The following is a 17,314-nucleotide window of genomic DNA, read 5'->3' as shown; positions in this document are numbered from 1 at the left end:
CGCATGCTCACCGAGGCGGACGCCGAGGAGCTGCCCCACATGACCGCGCTCGCCGGCCGCTGGCTGGAACTGACGGCGGAGTACGACGTGTCCAGGCAACTGGCAGCGGTCATCGACGGGCTCCTGGGGCAGGCGCGGCGCGCCTGAACGACCCCCGGCCGGTGCGGGGCGTCAGCCCAGGCCGACCGACTCGAACCGCCACCTGTGCACGGCCCGCGTCACCAACTCAGGTGCGGGCTCCGGGAGTTCGGGGAGGTCGGCGTCGTACGGCGCGTCCCACCACGTCAGGACGAGCACCCGGTCCTGCGGGGCGCGGAAGCTCTCCCGGCGGACCGGGTCGCCGTCCAGGGGCTGTGCCCGCGCCCACGCGAGCAGTTCATCGCCCCGTCCGTCGGCGGCGCGGGCCTCCCACATCAGCGCGACGGTCACGAGTACAGATTCTCCTTGCTGACCTCGTGCACGTGGTCGTGGTCGTGGTCGTGGCCGTGGTCGTGGGAGTGGCCCGGCACATGCGGCTCCGTCACCGGGAGCGAGGAGTCCGCCGACAGGTCCCAGTCGGATGCCGACCGGTTGCGTGCCACCATCTCCGCGCCGAGTGCGGCCACCATCGCGCCGTTGTCCGTGCACAGCTTCGGCCGCGGCACCCGCAGCCGGATCCCAGCCGCCTCGCACCGCTCCTGGGCGAGGGCGCGCAGCCGCGTGTTCGCGGCCACCCCGCCGCCGATCATCAGGTGGTCGACGCCCTCGTCCTTGCAGGCCCGCACGGCCTTGCGGGTCAGCACGTCGACGACCGCCTCCTGGAAGGACGCCGCCACGTCACGGACGGGGACGTCCTCGCCCGCGGCCCGCTTGGCCTCGATCCAGCGCGCGACGGACGTCTTCAGACCGGAGAAGGAGAAGTCGTACGCGGCGTCGCGCGGCCCGGTGAGGCCGCGCGGGAACGCGATCGCCTTCGGGTCGCCCTCCTTCGCGTACCGGTCGATGACGGGGCCGCCGGGGAAGCCCAGGTCGAGCACCCGCGCGATCTTGTCGAAGGCTTCGCCCGCCGCGTCGTCGATCGTCGCGCCGAGGGGGCGTACGTCCGATGTGATGTCGGTGGAGAGCAGCAGCGAGGAGTGGCCGCCGGAGACGAGCAGCGCCATGGTCGGCTCGGGCAGCGTGCCGTGCTCCAGCTGGTCGACGCAGATGTGCGAGGCCAGGTGGTTGACTCCGTAGAGCGGCTTGCCGAGCGCGTACGCGTACGCCTTGGCCGCCGAGACGCCCACGAGCAGCGCGCCCGCGAGGCCGGGCCCCGCGGTCACCGCGATGCCGTCCAGGTCCTTCGCCGTGACGCCCGCTTCCTTCAGGGCGCGGTCGATGGTCGGCACCATCGCCTCCAGGTGCGCGCGCGAAGCGACCTCGGGCACGACGCCGCCGAAGCGCGCGTGCTCGTCGACGCTGGAGGCGACGGCGTCGGCGAGCAGGGTGGTGCCGCGGACGATGCCGACGCCGGTCTCGTCGCAGGAGGTCTCGATGCCGAGAACGAGAGGTTGGTCGCGCGAGTCAGCCATGGATGTCGGTTCCTTGTACGGGATTGACTGAAGTTGATGGATCGGTCAGGCGCATCACCAGGGCGTCCACGTTGCCCGGCTGGTAGTAGCCGCGCCTGAAGCCGATGGGCTCGAAGCCGAAGCGCTCGTACAGCTTCTGCGCCCGGGTGTTGTCGACCCGCACCTCGAGCATGACCTCGGCGCACTCGAAGGCGGTCGCCGCGTTCAGCAGATCGGTCAGGAGCCGGGAGCCGAGCCCCGTGCCCCAGTGGCTGGGGGCCACCGCGATGGTCTGGACGTCGGCTTGGTCACCGGCCGAGGCGAGCCCCGCGTACCCGACGAGCCGCTCGCCGTCCATCGCCACCACGTACCGGCGGGTGGCCAGCGGTCCGCGCGCGTGGGAGAGCTCGGACCAGAACATGCCGCGCGACCAGGCGTCGTCCGGGAAGAGTTCCTTCTCCAGGACGAAGACGGGCTCGATGTCCCACCAGCGCATCTCGCGCAGGACGACTGTCGTCACGGATGTCACTTGGGGGTGACCACCTTGTAGTTCTTGGGGACCTGCGCGTCAGGGCGGCGCAGGTACAGCGGCCTGGGGGCCGGCAGTTCCTCGCCCGCGGCGAGCTTCTCCGCTGCGAGGGAGGCGAGCGAGGCCGCCGAGACGTTCTCGGGGGCGCGGGCGTCCGGGAAGGTCTCGGGGTAGAGAAGCGCGCCCGCGCCGACGGCGGGCACGCCCGCCACCGCGTCCGCGATGTCCGCGGGGCGGTCCACCGCGGGGTCGGTGAGGCGGGTGCGCGGGTCCGCGTACCGCGCCCAGTAGACCTCCTTGCGGCGCGCGTCCGTGGCCACGACGAACGGGCCGCCCTCGATGCCGGACTCGTACGCGAGGCCGTCGAGCGTGCACACGCCGTGCACCGGCACGCCGAGCGCGAGGCCGAAGGTGTCGGCGGTCATCAGGCCGACGCGCAGACCCGTGTACGGGCCGGGGCCCACGCCGACGACGACGGCGGTCACGGCGTCGAGTCTGAGCCCGGCGTCGGCGAGCACCCGGTCGACGGCGGGAAGCAGCAGCTCGCCGTGGCGGCGGGCGTCCACCTGGCTGGAGGCTGCGACGACGGACGAGCCGTCGTGCAGCGCGACGGTAACGGCGGGGGTGGCGGTATCCAGAGCGAGCAAGAGCACGCGAATAGCCTACGGCTCCGACGCCCGGAGCACGGCCGACCGTGGTTGCCGCACACCTGCTGCTAACGTCACCCCGTAGCCGTACGGAGTACGAAGAGGGTGGCGCAGGTGTCCAGGAGCAGCTCGGGATTCGTGGCCGGGCTCACCGCCGCTGCGCTCGCCGCGGTCGGCTTCCTCGCTTACCAGGCATCGGCCAGCGCGCCGGACAGCCTGGGCAAGAAACCGGACACGTCCCCTTCCGCTTCGGCCTCGCGCTCCCCCAAGGACAAGGCCGACCCCACGGCGGTCCCGGCACAGTCCGGTACGGGCGAGCGGGTCGTCTACTCGGTGGGCGAGGACCGCGTATGGCTGGTCGGCGGCTCCGGCAAGGCGCAGCGCACCTTCAAGGTCACGCCGAGCACGGTGGACCCGGTCCCCGGTACGTACGCCGTCACCTCTCGCTCGGGCACCGTCACCGGAACGGACGGTGTGGCGATCGAGCACGTCGTGCGCTTCGCGAGCGTCGAGGGGATCGCGATCGGCTTCAGCGCGGCGGTGGACGGCTCGACGCCGAAGCCGGACCCGTCGAAGAAGACCGGCGGCATCCGCGAGTCCCGCAAGGACGGCAACGCGATGTGGGAGTTCGCGACGATCAGCAAGAAGGTCGTCGTCGTTCCGTAGGCGCCTCGCCCCTGGGCGCCGGATCACGCGGCGGTGTGGAGACCGCGCTCGCGGCCGCGCAGGACGCCAGCAGATCGCGCATGGAAATCCCCGATGGCCCCGACAGCCCGTGCGGTCGGGGCTGTGCGTCACGTTCTGAAGCCGACATGGATGCCTCCTGGGCTCCGGGGGCAGACGTGGTTAGGTAGACCTAACCAGTACTGGTATCCATGTGACCACGCGCGACGCACGCCGCGCAACATCTTCCCGACGCCCTGTCGGAAAGTTCGGGCGAAAAGACGAGGATCAGGCCGAAAGCAGTGTGAGGTCGGCCTCCGCCCACCGCGTTCCGACCCCGGTCAGCGTCACTTCCCGTACCTCGTCCGTCGTGTCGCCGACGGCCCGGTGGATGACGACGCGCAGCCGGTCGTCCGAGAGCTCCTCGACCTTGCCGTCGCCCCACTCGACGACGATCACCGATTCGGGCAGCGAGACGTCGAGGTCGAGGTCCTCCATCTCGTCGAGACCGCCGCCCAGGCGGTACGCGTCCACGTGCACCAGGGGCGGGCCCTCGGAGAGGGAGGGATGGACGCGGGCGATGACGAAGGTCGGCGATGTGACGGCGCCGCGTACGCCGAGACCCTCGCCCAGGCCGCGGGTCAGTGTCGTCTTGCCGGCGCCGAGCTCGCCGGTGAGCATCACGAGGTCGCCGGGGCGGAGCAGCTTGGCCAGGCGGCGGCCCAGGTCGCCCATCTGCTCAGGAGAGGTGACGGTGATGCCGAGGGAGTTCACGGGGGCCGGGTTGTGCGGTGCTTCCATGCCCACCCACGTTAGCCGCTGGAGGTCCGTGCGTCGGCCGCCGTCGGCAGGGCTCCCGTGCGGGCGAGGAGGTCGGCGAGGCGGTCCGTGACGACCTCGGGGTGCTCCAGCATGACCAGGTGCCCGGCGTCCGGGACGAGCACGAGCTCGGCGTCCGGGAGCAGATCGGCGATGGCCTCGCTGTGCTCGCTGGGCGTCACCAGGTCCTTGTCCCCGGCCAGGACGAGCACAGGAAGCTCGGCGAAGTGCTTGAGCGCCTCCGCCTTGTCGTGCTCGGCGAACGCCGGATAGAACTCCGCGACCACGTCGATGGGCGTCGACTCGATCATCCGCTCGGCGAACCGCGAGATCGCCGGGTCCACGTCCTTCGACGAGAACGAGTAGCGCTTGATGATGCCGGCGAAGAGATCCGCGGTGGCACGCCGCCCCTTCTCCACAAGATCGGCCTGCGAGCCGAGCGCCTTCAGCACACCCGGAAGCACACGCCGCACGGCGTTCATCCCCGCGACCGGAAGCCCGAAGTTGACCTGGCCGAGCCGCCCGGACGACGTACCGACGAGGGCGACGCCGACGACGCGCTCGCGGATCAGCTCCGGGTAGTGGTCGGCGAGGGCCATCGTCGTCATGCCGCCCATGGAGTGCCCGACGAGGACCAGCGGCCCCTCGGGAGCCGCCGCGTCGATGACGGCCTTCAGGTCCCGCCCCAGCTGGTCGATGGAGACCGGCGTCCGGTCCGTCAGCTGCGCCACGCCGCGACCCGAACGGCCGTGGCTGCGCTGGTCCCAGTACACACAGCGCACGACACCGCGCAGGGCCGCCCGCTGGAAGTGCCAGGAGTCCTGGCTCAGGCAGTAGCCATGGCTGAAGACGACGGTGACGGGAGCGGGCGCCTTGCGCCCGAAGAGCCTGCGGCGGCGCGGCGCCTGCGCGCTGTCCGCCGAAGCCTTGTCGACCTCATCCACCTCGTACGAGAGTTCCGTGCCGTCATCGGCGTACGCCACGCCTGGCATGCCGCGCAGCGAGCCGTACGGGCCGGACGCGTCGAGTGCGAGCCGCGCCTTCTTGCGCATGCCGCGGCCGACGGTCAGCCGCTCGATGGCGACACCGGCGGCCGCGCCCGCGGCGACGACACCTATCGCGGCACCGGCGAAGCCGGCTCTGCGCCAGTTACCGGCCGCCGCGGCGACTTCCGTCACCGCGTCCGCGGCCGCCCCCGTGCTGGTCTCGCTCACGTGCCGCTCCTCCTCACTCGTCGGGTCGCTCATTCACATAGACGCGCGGAACTCGCGATCCGATGCGGGTGACGATCTCGTACGCGATGGTGCCCGCCGCCTGCGCCCAGTCCTCGGCGGTCGGCTCGCCCCCGTCACCGGGACCGAACAGGACGGCTTCGGAGCCCACCGCGGGCTCGTCACCGCCGAGATCGACCACGAACTGGTCCATCGCGATGCGCCCCGCCACCGTCCGCAGCTTGCCGCCGACGAGCACGGGACCGGTGCCGGACGCGTGGCGCGGGATCCCGTCCCCGTACCCGACCGGGACGAGTCCGAGGGTCGTCTCGCCGGGTGTGACGTAGTGATGCCCGTAACTCACGCCGTGACCCCCCGGAGCGTGCTTCACGAGGGCGAGGGAGGCGCTGAGCCGCATGACGGGCCGCAGCCCGAACTCCTGCGACGTGCCGACCTCGGGACTCGGCGAGATCCCGTACATCGCGATCCCGGGACGTACGAGATCGAAGTGGGTCTCCGGAAGCGTGAGCGTGCCGGGCGAGTTGGCGATGTGCCGCACCTCGGGCCGGACTCCCCGCTCCTCAGCGGCGGCGACCATCTCGCGGAACAGCGTGAGTTGAGCGGCGATGGACGGATGCCCCGGCTCATCAGCACACGCGAAGTGCGACCAGAGGCCGGTGACGCGGACCAGGCCCTCGGCCTCGGCCTGCAACGCCTGCGAGACGAGTTCGGGCCAGTCGGCGGGCATACATCCATTGCGCCCGAGCCCGGTGTCGGCCTTCAACTGAATACGCGCCGTACGCCCCACGGCGCGGGCGGCGGCGGACACTTCACGCAACGCCCAGAGCCCGCTCACCGACATGTCGAGATCGGCCTCGACGCCCTCGCGCCAGGGCCCGCCGGGAGTCCACAGCCAGCACATCAGACGCCCCCGGATCCCGGCGGCCCGCAGCGCGAGGGCCTCCTCGGGGGTCGCGGTGCCCACCCAGGTGGCTCCCGCCTCGACGGCCGCGCGGGCGCAGGGCACCATCCCGTGGCCGTACGCGTCCGCCTTCACGACGGCCATGAAGGCGGCTCCTGGGGCGTGGGCGCGCAAAGTCCGCACGTTGGCCCGGAGGGCGGCCAGGTCGATCTCGGCGCGGGCACGCAAAGGTGCGGTCTCAGTCATAACGCCGACCAGTGTCTCAGAGCATCCCTGGCCGCCTGGCCCATGCCCTCCCCCGCATCCACCCCTGCCCGAACAGACCTCCCCACCCACCCACCCGATCACCCCGCATCCGACCCTGAACGAACAACCTTTCCCGCCCACCCACCCGATTGCCCCGCAGCGACCAGCGAAAAGCCGCAGTCGGCGACGCTCGGGAGGGGACGTGCCGGTATGTCTGCCCGGAGCACGGCTCCCGAAGTCTCCGGAGCCGAAGCAACCCAGCGGCCACCGGACGATAGCGAGGACGGACATACCGGCGCGGCCCCGCACCCACACACGCACCGACCCCGCACCCCGCACGCACCCGCAGCCGACCGCGAGACGCCAGGGGACTCCAGCGGCCAGCCCCGCGCAGCGCCCCGCAGCGCCCCGCAGCGCCCCGCACCGGAGCCCGCCCAAGCCGACCCCCCTAGTCCCCCCGAACATCCCGCCAAGCCGCAGGAATCGCCTCCGCAACGTCATGCGCCCCCACCGGCGCCCCATCCGCCGCATGCCGCCCAGCAAGGCCGTGCAGATACGCGCCCACCGCCCCCGCGTCCCCCGCCCCGAGCCCCGCAGCGAGCAACGCCCCCGCGAGCCCCGAAAGCACGTCCCCGCTGCCCGCGGTGGCCAGCCACGGCGTCCCCGTGGGATTGACCCGCACGATGCCCTCCCGGCCGGCGGCCACCAGCGTCGTGGACCCCTTGAGCAGCACCGTCGCCCCATACCGCCCCGCCAGCTCCCGCACAGCGGCCAGGCGCCCCCGCTCGACCTCCTCCCGCGCAACCCCCAGCAGCGCCGCCGCCTCCCCCGCGTGCGGCGTCAGCAACGTAGGCGCGCCACGCCCCCGCACGGCCGAGGCGTCGGCAAGGCGCAGCCCGTCCGCGTCGATCAGTACGGGTACATCGGCACCGACCACCTCCGCGAGCCGCTCGGCGTCGTCCCCCAGCCCAGGACCGACCACCCAGGCCTGCACGCGCCCCGCCTTCGAGGGCGGGCCCGCGGACACGAGGGTCTCCGGGTACCGCGCGATGACGGCATCCGCCGCGTGCCCCACGTACCGCACGGCCCCCGCGCCGCCCCGCAGCGCCCCGGCGACGGAGAGCACCGCCGCTCCCGGATACCGGTCGGACCCGGCGACGATCCCCACGACACCCCGCCGGTACTTGTCGCTCTCCCCGGTAGGCATCGGCAACAGCGAGGCCACATCGGCGTACTGAAGGGCCTCGACCCGACCCACGTCTTCCCCGAGGTCGAGCCCGATGTCCACGAGCCGCACCACACCCGCGTACTCCCGCCCGGGATCGATCAACAGCCCCGGCTTGTACGCCCCGAAGGTCACCGTCACATCGGCCCGCACCGCATCGCCGTCCACGACCCCGCTGTCCGCGTCGACCCCGCTCGGCAGGTCGACGGCGACCACAGGGGCCCCCAAACCCCGTACAGCACTCACCAGTTGAGAAGCCTCGGCCCGCAGCCCGCCCTTCCCCCCGATGCCGACGATCCCGTCCACGACAAGATCAGCCCCGCGAAGAACGCCTTCCGCGTCCACACCCCCGGTGACCCTGCCTCCAGCCGCCCGAAAGGCTGCGAGCCCGCCCCCATGCACCCGTTCGGGCGAAAGCAGCACCGCGGACACGCCAGCCCCACGCCGGGCGAGCCGCGCCCCGGCGTACAGCGCGTCGCCGCCGTTGTCCCCGCTCCCCACGAGCAGCACGACCCGGGAGCCGTACACCTTGCCGAGCACCTCGGCGCAGACCACCGCGAGCCCGGCGGCCGCCCGCTGCATCAGGGCACCTTCCGGCACCCGCGCCATCAACTCCCGCTCAGCGGCCCTTACCGTCTCCACCGGATACGCAATACGCATACCCCGAGTGTCACCCAGCGCCGCGAACAGCGCCTATCCCTCGGCAATCACCACGGCGGAGGCCACCCCCGCGTCATGGCTGAGCGAGACATGCCAGGACCGCACGCCCAACTCGGCGGCCCGCGCGGCGACCGTCCCCTTCACCCGGAGCCGCGGCTGCCCGCTCCCCTCGACGTACACCTCCGCGTCCGTCCACCGCAGCCCAGCAGGGGCACCGAGCGCCTTGGCCAGCGCCTCCTTGGCAGCGAACCGCGCCGCCAGCGAGGCGATCCCCCGCCGCTCCCCGCTCGGCAGCAGCAACTCCCGCTCCACGAAGAGCCGCCCGGCCATCCCGGACGTACGTTCCATCGCCGCCTCGAACCGATCGATCTCGGCCACGTCGATTCCGACCCCAATAATCACGAGCAGCAGCCTACGAGCCCGGGCACCCCGGCCGTTCAAGCCCCGCAGGGGGTGACGCACCCCACCCCCCGGCCCGTTCAAACAGCCGTAACAATGGACTGTGATCTCTTCGGTCTCCGTACCCCCGACGACCGCGCGGAGCGCCCACCGGCACAGGCCGGAGGCGACTCCCTACGTCGACCTCACCCGCACCGAGTGGAGCGCCCTGCGTGACAAGACGCCGCTTCCGCTGACCGCCGCCGAGCTGGAGGAGCTGCGCGGCCTGGGTGACGTCATCGACCTGGACGAAGTGCGGGACATCTATCTGCCGCTCTCCCGCCTCCTGAACCTCTACGTGGGCGCCACGGACGGCCTGCGCGGCGCCCTCAACACCTTCCTCGGCGAGAAAGGCTCCCAGTCGGGCACGCCCTTCGTCATAGGAGTCGCCGGCTCGGTGGCCGTCGGCAAATCGACCGTCGCCCGCCTCCTCCAGGCCCTGCTCTCCCGCTGGCCCGAGCATCCCCGCGTCGAGCGCGTGACGACCGACGGCTTCCTCCTGCCCACCAGGGAGCTGGAGGCCCGCGGTCTGATGTCCCGCAAGGGCTTCCCCGAGTCGTACGACCGCCGCGCCCTCACCCGCTTCGTCGCCGACATCAAGGCGGGCAAGGACGAGGTGACGGCGCCCGTCTACTCCCACCTGATCTACGACATCGTGCCGGACCAGCGCCTCACGGTCCGCCGCCCGGACATCCTCATCGTCGAAGGCCTGAACGTCCTCCAGCCGGCACTCCCCGGCAAGGACGGCCGCACCCGCGTGGGCCTCGCGGACTACTTCGACTTCAGCGTGTACGTGGACGCGCGCGCGGAGGACATCGAGAGCTGGTACCTGAACCGCTTCAAGAAGCTCCGCGCCACGGCGTTCCAGGACCCGTCCTCGTACTTCCGCAAGTACACGCAGGTCTCGGAGGAAGAGGCCCTGGACTACGCCCGCACGACCTGGCGCACGATCAACAAGCCCAACCTCCTGGAGAACGTGGCCCCCACGCGGGGCCGCGCCACCCTGGTCATCCGCAAGGGCACCGACCACAAGGTGCAGCGGCTGAGCCTGCGCAAGCTGTAGACGCCCGGGGCCCCGACTACGCTGCGCGCATGCTGCATCTGCGCCTGATCACCCCGGCGGACAAGACGGACGACGTGGTGCGCCTGATCGAGAGAACGGTCGGCGCCACGCACCTGACCGTCATGCCGGGCGCGGCCCGCTCCCCCGCGGGCGACGTCGTGATGTGCGACGTCGCCCGCGAGGCGGGCGACACGCTCATCGGCGGCCTGCGCGCCCTCGGCATCGACAAGTCGGGCTCGATCGCGCTGGAGAACATCGACCTGTCGCTGTCCCTGCGGGCGGACAAGGCCGCGGACGACGCCCCGGGCGAGGGCGCCGACGCGGTCCTGTGGGAGCAGCTCACCGACGCCACCCACGAGGAGTCGACGCTCTCGATCACGTACGTGGCCTTCATCACGCTGGCCACGATGATCGCGGCCTGCGGCGTGGTCCTCGACAACGCGATCCTGATCGTGGGCGCCATGGCGGTGGGCCCGGAGTTCGGCCCGCTCGCGGGGTTCTGCACCGCGCTCGTCCAGCGCGCCCCACGCCTTGCCCTGCGCTCACTGATCGCGCTGCTGGTGGGGTTCGCGGCGGCGATGGTGGTGACGGTCGGCTTCAGTTACTTCATGGACGCGATGAACCTGTTCAGCGACGGCGCCCTGAAGTCGGAGCGCCCGAACACGAACTTCATCTACCGCCCCGACTGGTTCTCGTTCGTCGTGGCCGTCCTCGCGGGCTCGGCGGGCACGCTCTCGCTCACCTCGGCCAAGTCGGGCGCACTGGTGGGCGTGGCGATCTCCGTGACGACGGTCCCGGCCGCGGCGAACGCCGCCGTCGCCTTCAGCTACGCCGAGTACAAGCAGGCGTGGGGCTCCACCGAGCAGCTCCTGCTCAACCTGCTCGGCATCGTCCTCGCCGGCACCCTCACACTGCTGGCCCAGAAGATTCTCTGGGCCAGGCAGCATGAACGTACGGCCAGAAAGGCCCGACTGACCTAGCCCAGCGCGGACTTCACCACATCGGCGAGGCGGCCGGCCACGGACCGGGCCTGGTCGATGTCGGCGGCCTCGACCATGACGCGCACCAGCGGCTCCGTGCCGGACGAGCGCAGCAACACCCGCCCGGTGGCGCCCAGTTCACGCTCGGCCTCGGCGACGGCGGCCGTCAGCTCGGCGGAGGTCGTGACGCGCGACTTGTCGACGTCGGGCACGTTGATCAGGACCTGGGGAAGCCGCTGCATGACCCCGGCGAGCTCCGCGAGGCTGCGCTTGGTCTCGGCGACGCGCGCCGCGAGCAGAAGCCCCGTCAGGGTGCCGTCGCCCGTGGTCGCGTGGTCGAGGACGATGACGTGCCCGGACTGCTCGCCGCCGAGGGCGAAGCCGTGCTCCTTCATCGACTCCAGGACATAGCGGTCGCCGACGGCCGTCTGCACGAGGGAGAGGCCCTCGCGCTCCATGGCGAGCTTGAAGCCCAGGTTCGACATGACCGTCGCGACAACGGTGTCCTCGCGCAGCGTGCCGTGCTCCCGCATGGCGAGCGCGAGGACGGCGAGGATCTGGTCGCCGTCGACCTCGGCGCCCGTGTGGTCCACGGCGAGGCAGCGGTCGGCGTCACCGTCGTGCGCGACACCGAGGTCGGCGCCGTGCTCGACGACGGCGGCCTTGAGCAGGTCCAGGTGCGTGGACCCGCAGCCGTCGTTGATGTTCAGGCCGTCCGGCTTGGCGCCGATCGTGATGATCTCGGCACCGGCGCGGGCGAACGCCTCGGGCGAGACGCGGGCGGCCGCGCCGTGCGCCTCGTCGAGGACGATCTTCAGTCCGTCGAGGCGGTTGGGGAGCACACCGAGGAGATGCGCCACGTACTGGTCGAGGCCCTGGTCGTACGTCCGCACGCGGCCGACGCCCGCGCCCGTGGGGCGCTGCCAGGGAGCACCGGTGCGGTGCTCCTCGTACACGGACTCGATGCGGTCCTCCAGCTCGTCGGCCAGCTTCTGGCCGCCGCGCGCGAAGAACTTGATGCCGTTGTCCGGCATGGCGTTGTGGCTCGCGGAGAGCATCACGCCGAGGTCGGCGCCCAGCGCACCGGTGAGATGCGCCACCGCGGGGGTGGGCAGCACACCGACGAGCTGGACGTCCACGCCCGCGCTCGCGAGACCGGCGACCACCGCGGCCTCCAGGAACTCCCCTGACGCGCGGGGGTCCCGGCCGACCACCGCGACCGGCCGATGGCCCTCGAACGTGCCCACTTCGCCGAGCACATGAGCCGCCGCCACGGAGAGCCCGAGCGCGAGCTCGGCCGTCAGATCCGCGTTGGCGACACCGCGCACGCCGTCCGTGCCGAAGAGTTGTCCCACTGCTGTCCTCCTCCGGACTTCTGCCCCGGGGGTCACCGGGGTCCCGATAAACGAACGCCCCGGCAGCACACAACGTGCCGCCGGGGCGAACGAAAAGTACAAGCAGGCAGATTAGCGCTTGCTGTACTGCGGAGCCTTACGGGCCTTCTTGAGACCGGCCTTCTTGCGCTCGACCGCACGGTCGTCACGCTTGAGGTAACCGGCCTTCTTGAGGGCCGCACGGTTGTTGTCGACGTCGGCCTCGTTCAGCGCACGGGCGACACCGAGACGGAGCGCACCGGCCTGACCGGAGACGCCGCCACCCGAGATGCGGGCGATGACGTCGTAGCGGTCGTCGAGCTCGAGCACCTTGAAGGGCTCGTTGACTTCCTGCTGGTGGACCTTGTTCGGGAAGTAGTCCTCGAGCGTGCGCCCGTTGACCTTCCACTTGCCGGTGCCCGGGACGATCCGGACGCGGGCGATGGCGTTCTTGCGACGGCCCAGGCCGGCGGCCGGCTGCGGGTCGCCGAAGCGCGCGGCGTTCGACTCCGAGGTGTACTCGCCCTCGACGGGCGCCTCGGACTCGGTGGTGTACTGCTCGACGTCAACAACCTCGGTCTCTTCGACCGGCTGCTCAACGGTGGTCTCGGCCACGATTCTCCTCAGATTTCTTTACGTCTTTGGGGGTGGCCGGAACTACTGCGCGACCTGGGTGATCTCGAACGGGACCGGCTGCTGAGCGCCGTGCGGGTGCTGGTCGCCCGCGTAGACCTTCAGCTTCGAGAGCATCTGACGGCCCAGGGTGTTCTTGGGGATCATGCCCTTGATGGCCTTCTCGACGGCCTTCTCGGGGTTCTTCTCAAGAAGCTCGTCGTAGCGGACGGAACGCAGACCACCCGGGTAGCCGGAGTGGCGGTACGCCAGCTTCTGAGTCTTCTTGTTGCCGGACAGGTGAACCTTGTCGGCGTTGATGATGATGACGAAGTCGCCCATGTCCATGTGGGGGGCGTAGATCGCCTTGTGCTTGCCCCGCAGGAGGTTGGCGGCAGTGGTCGCCAGACGACCCAGGACGATGTCCTGAGCGTCAATGACGTGCCACTGGCGGGTCACATCGCCGGGCTTGGGGCTGTACGTACGCACTTCGTAGCCTTCGCTTCTTCAGTGGATGGGGTCCAGACACACGGCACCCAGGAAGCGATCATGCAGCTGGGGCTCACAATGCCGGGGACGCTGCCCGTATGCGAGCCACTGGTAACTGCTCCAGGGAACCTACGTATGTGCCCATCGCGTGAGAACGACGACACCAATACGCATAACAATCCCCGAGAGTACCCGCGCCGCCCCGTACGGGTCAAAACGCGGACCTGGAGACCGGCACAGCCGACTCCGCCGCCTCAGGCGGTTCCGCGCCATCCAGGGTAACCACCCTCGGGCGCAGACAGGAGCGGCCGACCGTAAAGGCCAGCACACACAGCGTTACGGAGTCCTTGAAGGCCCGCCGGGTGCCGGGTTCGAGCCAAGGCCAGGTGAACCCCGGAATCTGCGGGACGAGTGCCAGCCAGAACCACTTCTCCCGGGCCGCCGCCCCCGGCACGAGCGCCCCCGCGAGGAGCAGCGGCACGACGACGAGCAGATAGTGGTCGTACGACGGCCTGGACACCAGGAAGGCCGCCAGCATCAGCATCACGGCCGTCTCGACCACCCGCAGCTCCCGCGGCCCCCCACCGCCCCGCCAGCGCCGCCACGCACACCACACCCCCGCCCCCGCGGCCACGAGGGCGAGCAGCGAAGCCGCCCCCTGCGGCACCCCGAGCCGCGGCAGAACAGCGGCGGGCGAAGCCTCGTAGAGCCGTACGAAGCTGTCGTCGCCCCGCAGCAGGAACGGCAGCGTCCGGGTGAAGAACCCCGCGGGGTCCGGCATCGCGAGCGCCGTCACCGCCGACACCACCGCCGGCACGAGCACCGCGTCCGCGAGCGCCCGCCACCGCCGCGCGAAGACGAAGAGCAGCACCACGGGCGCGAGCAGCGGCTTCACGGCGACGGCAGCCCCGATCACAAGCCCGGCGGCCACCCACTTCCCCCGGCACACGAGGAGCAGCGCGAGCGGCAGCGTGGCCGCCGAGGCCACGGTCCAGTTGCCGAGGCTGACGAGGTGCCCGAACGGCGCGAATCCCACCGCGAGCGCGAGCAGCCCGAGCACCGCGAACCGGCTGCGCCACTGCACCCCGTAGATCCGCAGCGCACACCCCCACCCGAAGACGAGCGAGGCCGTGACCCCCGCAGGGACGAGGAAGCGCACGACGGACTGCGGGAGCAGCGCCTGCGGTACCGCGGCGAGCACGGCACCCGGCAGATAGAGGAAGTGCCGGTCGGCATAGGGCGAACGCCCCTCAAGCCAGGCCTCGGCCGCCCGCACCACGATGGCGTTGTCCATACCTCCGCCCGAGCTCTTCAGCCCCACCCGGACGACCGCGGCGAGCAGCACGGCCCCGAGCGCCGCCCAGGCGTGCCAGGTCACCGGCCGCAGCAACCACCCGCTAACAGCTACTTTGCCCGTATTCATAGGGATCAGGCTAGGTCGGGCGCCTCCCCCGGCCCCCGCTCAACATCCCCAACTGCCCGTCTAAGATGCGGCGCATGAGCTTTGGGCAAGGGGGACCTCAGTGGGGTCCAGGGGATTCGCGGACCCCTGACTGGGCGGCGCTCGCCGAGGCGTCCGAATCGCGCACCCGGCGCCGCAAATGGCTGATGATCGGCGGCGGCGCGCTCGCCACCGTCGTGGTCGCGGCCGCCGTCGCCGTCGCGGTCGTCTCCGCGAACAGCGACAACTCCACCGCGTCGAACAAACCGGCGAGCGAGCTGCCCTCGACCGCGGACATCCCCGGCGCGAGCGAGAACCCCGGCCCGTCCTTCGAGGAGACGACGCCGCCGCCTCCGCCGGACCCCAAGGAGTTCATCTCCAGCGCCAAGAAGGACAAGGCGCCGCTCAGCGCCGACACGCTCTTCCCCGGCAAGTCGCTGACCTCGGGCGACCGCGTCTACAAGAAGGGCGCCACCAGCGGCACGAAGAAGTGCGCGGACGTCACCCAGGCCAAGCTCGGCGCGATCCTCACCAAGAACGACTGCACGCAGCTCTTCCGCGCCAGCTACGTGAAGGACAACATCGCCGTGACGGTCGGCGTCGCCGTCTTCGACACGGCGGCCCAGGCCGCCAAGGTCAACGAACAGGCGAAGGAAGGCCTGGTCGTCGCCCTGCCCGGCAAGGGCGTGCCCGCCTTCTGCCGTACGGCGGTCTGCCGCGGCACCTACAACGCCCACGGCCGCTACGCCTACTTCACGACGTCCGGCTTCACCAGCGACAAGGACGTCACGACCAAGGAGCGCAAGGTCTACACGGTCGGCGACGACCTGGCCCGCTTCGCCTTCGGTCAGATCCAGCGGCGGGGCGAGGCCCAGGCTTCCGCCGCGGCCAACGCCCCGCAGTAGTCCGGCAGTCCGCGTTCCGGCAGCCGGGGCTCAGCAGCACCCGGCGCCGGGCAACGTCCGCTTGTTGCGCGCTTCTTTGCTGCGCGCGGCGAGCAACTCGTCGGCGGGGTAACCCACTTCCTCAAGGGTCAGACCGTGCGGCCGTACGACATGCACGGCGGAGTCACGCACTCCCGCGGCAAGAACCTTGGCAGGCCACTCCACGGGCCGATGCCCGTCGCCCACGAACAACATGGCGCCGACGAGCGAGCGCACCATGTTGTGACAGAAGGCATCGGCCCGCACGGTCGCTTCGAGGATCCCGTCGTCCCGCCGCTCCCACCGCAGTTCCTGCAGCGTACGAATGGTGGTGGCACCCTCGCGCCGCTTGCAGTAGGCAGCGAAATCGTGCTCACCGAGAAGCTTCTCGGCAGCGGCGTTCATGGCGTCGAGGTCCAACTCCCAGTCGTGCCACAGCACATGACTACGCAACAGCGGATCGACACCGCCCGGGTGGTCGGTCACGCGATAGGCGTAACGCCGCCACACGGCCGCGAACCGGGCGTTGAAGCCCGCGGGAGCCTCGGCCACCTTCCAGACCCGCACGTCGTGCGGCAGCCGCCCGGCAAGCCTGCGCAGCAGCTTGTCACTGTGCTCGGCCCACACGCTCTCCGGCAGATCGACATGAGCGACCTGCCCCCGCGCGTGCACCCCGCTGTCGGTCCGCCCGGCGACGGTCAGCTCGTACGTCTCCTGCGACCGCGTCACGGTCCGCAGCGCGGCCTCGATCTCCCCCTGGACGGTCCGCTGCCCCTGGCGCTGCTTCGCCCAGCCGGAGAAGTCCTTGCCGTCGTACGAAAGGTCGAGCCGCACCCGCACGAACCCGGGCTCTACTTCATCACTCACACCAACATCCTCTCAGCACCAGGTGCACGCGAAAGCGGGCCCGCCCCGAAGGGCGGACCCGCTCACAGCAAGGCAGAGCCTCAGGCGTCCTTCGACTCCTCGGCGGCCTCGTCACCCTTGGTCGTGTCGACCTTGGGCTCGGAAACCTCGGCGTCCTTGGCGGCACGCTTGGTGGCCGCCTCGGCCTCACCGGTGGCCTCCTGGGCCACGGTCAGGGCCTCCACCAGCTCGATGACAGCCATGGGCGCGTTGTCGCCACGGCGGTTACCGATCTTGGTGATACGGGTGTAGCCACCCGGGCGGTTCTCGTAGCGCGGGCCGATCTCCGTGAAGAGCGTGTGCACGATGCTCTTGTCGGTGATGACGGACAGCACCTGGCGGCGGTTGTGAAGGTCACCCTTCTTCGCCTTGGTGACCAGACGCTCCGCGTAGGGACGCAGACGACGGGCCTTCGCCTCGGTGGTGGTGATGCGGCCGTACTCGAAGAGCTGCTTGGCGAGGTTCGCAAGCAAAAGCTTCTCGTGCGCGGCGCTGCCGCCCAGACGGGCACCCTTGGTGGGCTTCGGCATGGTGTTTCTCCTTGATGTCTGCCCCGGCCGTATCAGGTACCGGGGTCAGCGGAATCCGAGCCCCGAAGGGGCGCGGGGAACTGCGCGACCAGCCCGAGCCGGTCCGCA

The 17,314-nt window shown here is 71.0% G+C and carries 19 protein-coding genes and 1 pseudogene; 5 read left to right on the top strand and 15 right to left on the bottom strand.

Annotated features, from left to right (window positions below; all coding sequences use genetic code 11):
* Positions 1 to 3: 3 nt before the first annotated feature.
* Complete coding sequence (locus E5671_RS28150) at positions 4 to 147, top strand: hypothetical protein (RefSeq protein WP_160506691.1); 144 nt, start codon at positions 4 to 6, stop codon at positions 145 to 147.
* A gap of 24 nt (positions 148 to 171) precedes the next feature.
* Here the strand turns inward: E5671_RS28150 and E5671_RS28145 are convergent, their stop codons facing one another.
* Genes E5671_RS28145 through tsaB form a run of 4 tightly spaced genes read right to left on the bottom strand, consistent with a single transcriptional unit; the run spans position 172 to position 2,711 of the window.
* On the bottom strand, positions 172 to 429 hold the full coding sequence (locus tag E5671_RS28145) for a hypothetical protein (RefSeq protein WP_160506690.1): 258 nt from the start codon (positions 427 to 429) through the stop codon (positions 172 to 174).
* The gene (tsaD, locus tag E5671_RS28140; protein ID WP_160506689.1) at positions 426 to 1,550 is read right to left on the bottom strand and encodes a tRNA (adenosine(37)-N6)-threonylcarbamoyltransferase complex transferase subunit TsaD; all 1,125 of its coding nucleotides are present in this window, start codon (positions 1,548 to 1,550) and stop codon (positions 426 to 428) included. The genes E5671_RS28145 and tsaD overlap by 4 nt, the downstream gene beginning before the upstream one ends.
* On the bottom strand, positions 1,543 to 2,025 hold the full coding sequence (rimI, locus tag E5671_RS28135; RefSeq protein WP_160510455.1) for a ribosomal protein S18-alanine N-acetyltransferase: 483 nt from the start codon (positions 2,023 to 2,025) through the stop codon (positions 1,543 to 1,545). Before rimI ends, tsaD begins: the two co-directional genes overlap by 8 nt.
* Before the next feature lie 29 nt (positions 2,026 to 2,054).
* A complete protein-coding gene (tsaB, locus tag E5671_RS28130) occupies positions 2,055 to 2,711 on the bottom strand; it encodes a tRNA (adenosine(37)-N6)-threonylcarbamoyltransferase complex dimerization subunit type 1 TsaB (RefSeq protein WP_160506688.1) in 657 nt (218 codons plus the stop codon).
* 108 nt (positions 2,712 to 2,819) lie between these two features.
* On the opposite strand from tsaB, the gene E5671_RS28125 reads away from it, so the two are divergent.
* Complete coding sequence (locus E5671_RS28125) at positions 2,820 to 3,371, top strand: hypothetical protein (protein WP_160506687.1); 552 nt, start codon at positions 2,820 to 2,822, stop codon at positions 3,369 to 3,371.
* 285 nt (positions 3,372 to 3,656) lie between these two features.
* Here E5671_RS28125 and tsaE read toward each other — a convergent pair whose 3' ends face one another.
* The 5 genes and pseudogenes from tsaE to E5671_RS28100 all read right to left on the bottom strand — a co-directional run bounded on the left by tsaE (position 3,657) and on the right by E5671_RS28100 (position 8,853).
* On the bottom strand, positions 3,657 to 4,169 hold the full coding sequence (gene tsaE / locus E5671_RS28120) for a tRNA (adenosine(37)-N6)-threonylcarbamoyltransferase complex ATPase subunit type 1 TsaE (protein WP_160506686.1): 513 nt from the start codon (positions 4,167 to 4,169) through the stop codon (positions 3,657 to 3,659).
* Positions 4,108 to 5,401: pseudogene (locus E5671_RS28115) on the bottom strand (alpha/beta fold hydrolase). Before E5671_RS28115 ends, tsaE begins: the two are co-directional and overlap by 62 nt.
* Positions 5,402 to 5,414: 13 nt before the next feature.
* A complete protein-coding gene (gene alr / locus E5671_RS28110; protein ID WP_160506684.1) occupies positions 5,415 to 6,566 on the bottom strand; it encodes an alanine racemase in 1,152 nt (383 codons plus the stop codon).
* A 448-nt stretch (positions 6,567 to 7,014) separates the two neighbouring features.
* Complete coding sequence (locus E5671_RS28105) at positions 7,015 to 8,451, bottom strand: NAD(P)H-hydrate dehydratase (protein ID WP_160506683.1); 1,437 nt, start codon at positions 8,449 to 8,451, stop codon at positions 7,015 to 7,017.
* A 33-nt stretch (positions 8,452 to 8,484) separates the two neighbouring features.
* Positions 8,485 to 8,853, bottom strand: a complete 369-nt coding sequence (locus tag E5671_RS28100) for a holo-ACP synthase (protein ID WP_160506682.1) — start codon at positions 8,851 to 8,853, stop codon at positions 8,485 to 8,487.
* A 100-nt stretch (positions 8,854 to 8,953) separates the two neighbouring features.
* Between E5671_RS28100 and coaA the strand changes: the two genes are divergently transcribed.
* Both coaA and E5671_RS28090 read left to right on the top strand, forming a co-directional pair.
* Positions 8,954 to 9,952: a type I pantothenate kinase gene (gene coaA / locus E5671_RS28095; protein ID WP_160506681.1), complete on the top strand. Its 999-nt coding sequence runs from the start codon at positions 8,954 to 8,956 to the stop codon at positions 9,950 to 9,952.
* A 29-nt stretch (positions 9,953 to 9,981) separates the two neighbouring features.
* Entirely contained in the window at positions 9,982 to 10,932 is a 951-nt protein-coding gene (locus tag E5671_RS28090) for a DUF389 domain-containing protein (protein WP_160506680.1), read from the top strand.
* On the opposite strand, the gene glmM is transcribed toward E5671_RS28090, so the two are convergent.
* From glmM to E5671_RS28070, 4 genes are all read right to left on the bottom strand, one after another.
* Positions 10,929 to 12,287 carry a phosphoglucosamine mutase gene (glmM, locus tag E5671_RS28085; RefSeq protein ID WP_160506679.1) on the bottom strand — a complete coding sequence of 453 codons (1,359 nt, stop codon included), beginning with the start codon at positions 12,285 to 12,287 and terminating at the stop codon, positions 10,929 to 10,931. The two genes, E5671_RS28090 and glmM, sit on opposite strands and share 4 nt — an antisense overlap.
* Positions 12,288 to 12,398: 111 nt before the next feature.
* Positions 12,399 to 12,920: a 30S ribosomal protein S9 gene (gene rpsI, locus E5671_RS28080; RefSeq protein ID WP_055548454.1), complete on the bottom strand. Its 522-nt coding sequence runs from the start codon at positions 12,918 to 12,920 to the stop codon at positions 12,399 to 12,401.
* A 42-nt stretch (positions 12,921 to 12,962) separates the two neighbouring features.
* Positions 12,963 to 13,406 carry a 50S ribosomal protein L13 gene (rplM, locus tag E5671_RS28075; RefSeq protein WP_160506678.1) on the bottom strand — a complete coding sequence of 148 codons (444 nt, stop codon included), beginning with the start codon at positions 13,404 to 13,406 and terminating at the stop codon, positions 12,963 to 12,965.
* Between the two features lie 211 nt (positions 13,407 to 13,617).
* Positions 13,618 to 14,829, bottom strand: a complete 1,212-nt coding sequence (locus E5671_RS28070) for a glycosyltransferase family 87 protein (RefSeq protein ID WP_160506677.1) — start codon at positions 14,827 to 14,829, stop codon at positions 13,618 to 13,620.
* 74 nt (positions 14,830 to 14,903) lie between these two features.
* Between E5671_RS28070 and E5671_RS28065 the strand changes: the two genes are divergently transcribed.
* Positions 14,904 to 15,752, top strand: a complete 849-nt coding sequence (locus E5671_RS28065; RefSeq protein WP_160506676.1) for a hypothetical protein — start codon at positions 14,904 to 14,906, stop codon at positions 15,750 to 15,752.
* Between the two features lie 30 nt (positions 15,753 to 15,782).
* Here E5671_RS28065 and truA read toward each other — a convergent pair whose 3' ends face one another.
* Both truA and rplQ read right to left on the bottom strand, forming a co-directional pair.
* On the bottom strand, positions 15,783 to 16,637 hold the full coding sequence (gene truA / locus E5671_RS28060; RefSeq protein ID WP_160506675.1) for a tRNA pseudouridine(38-40) synthase TruA: 855 nt from the start codon (positions 16,635 to 16,637) through the stop codon (positions 15,783 to 15,785).
* Between the two features lie 80 nt (positions 16,638 to 16,717).
* Complete coding sequence (gene rplQ, locus E5671_RS28055) at positions 16,718 to 17,206, bottom strand: 50S ribosomal protein L17 (protein ID WP_160506674.1); 489 nt, start codon at positions 17,204 to 17,206, stop codon at positions 16,718 to 16,720.
* Between the last annotated feature and the right edge of the window lie 108 nt (positions 17,207 to 17,314).

Source organism: Streptomyces sp. BA2, assembly GCF_009769735.1.
Lineage (GTDB): Bacteria > Actinomycetota > Actinomycetes > Streptomycetales > Streptomycetaceae > Streptomyces.
Note: the sequence above shows the minus strand (reverse complement) of the source record. Positions and strands in the feature narration are given on the sequence as shown.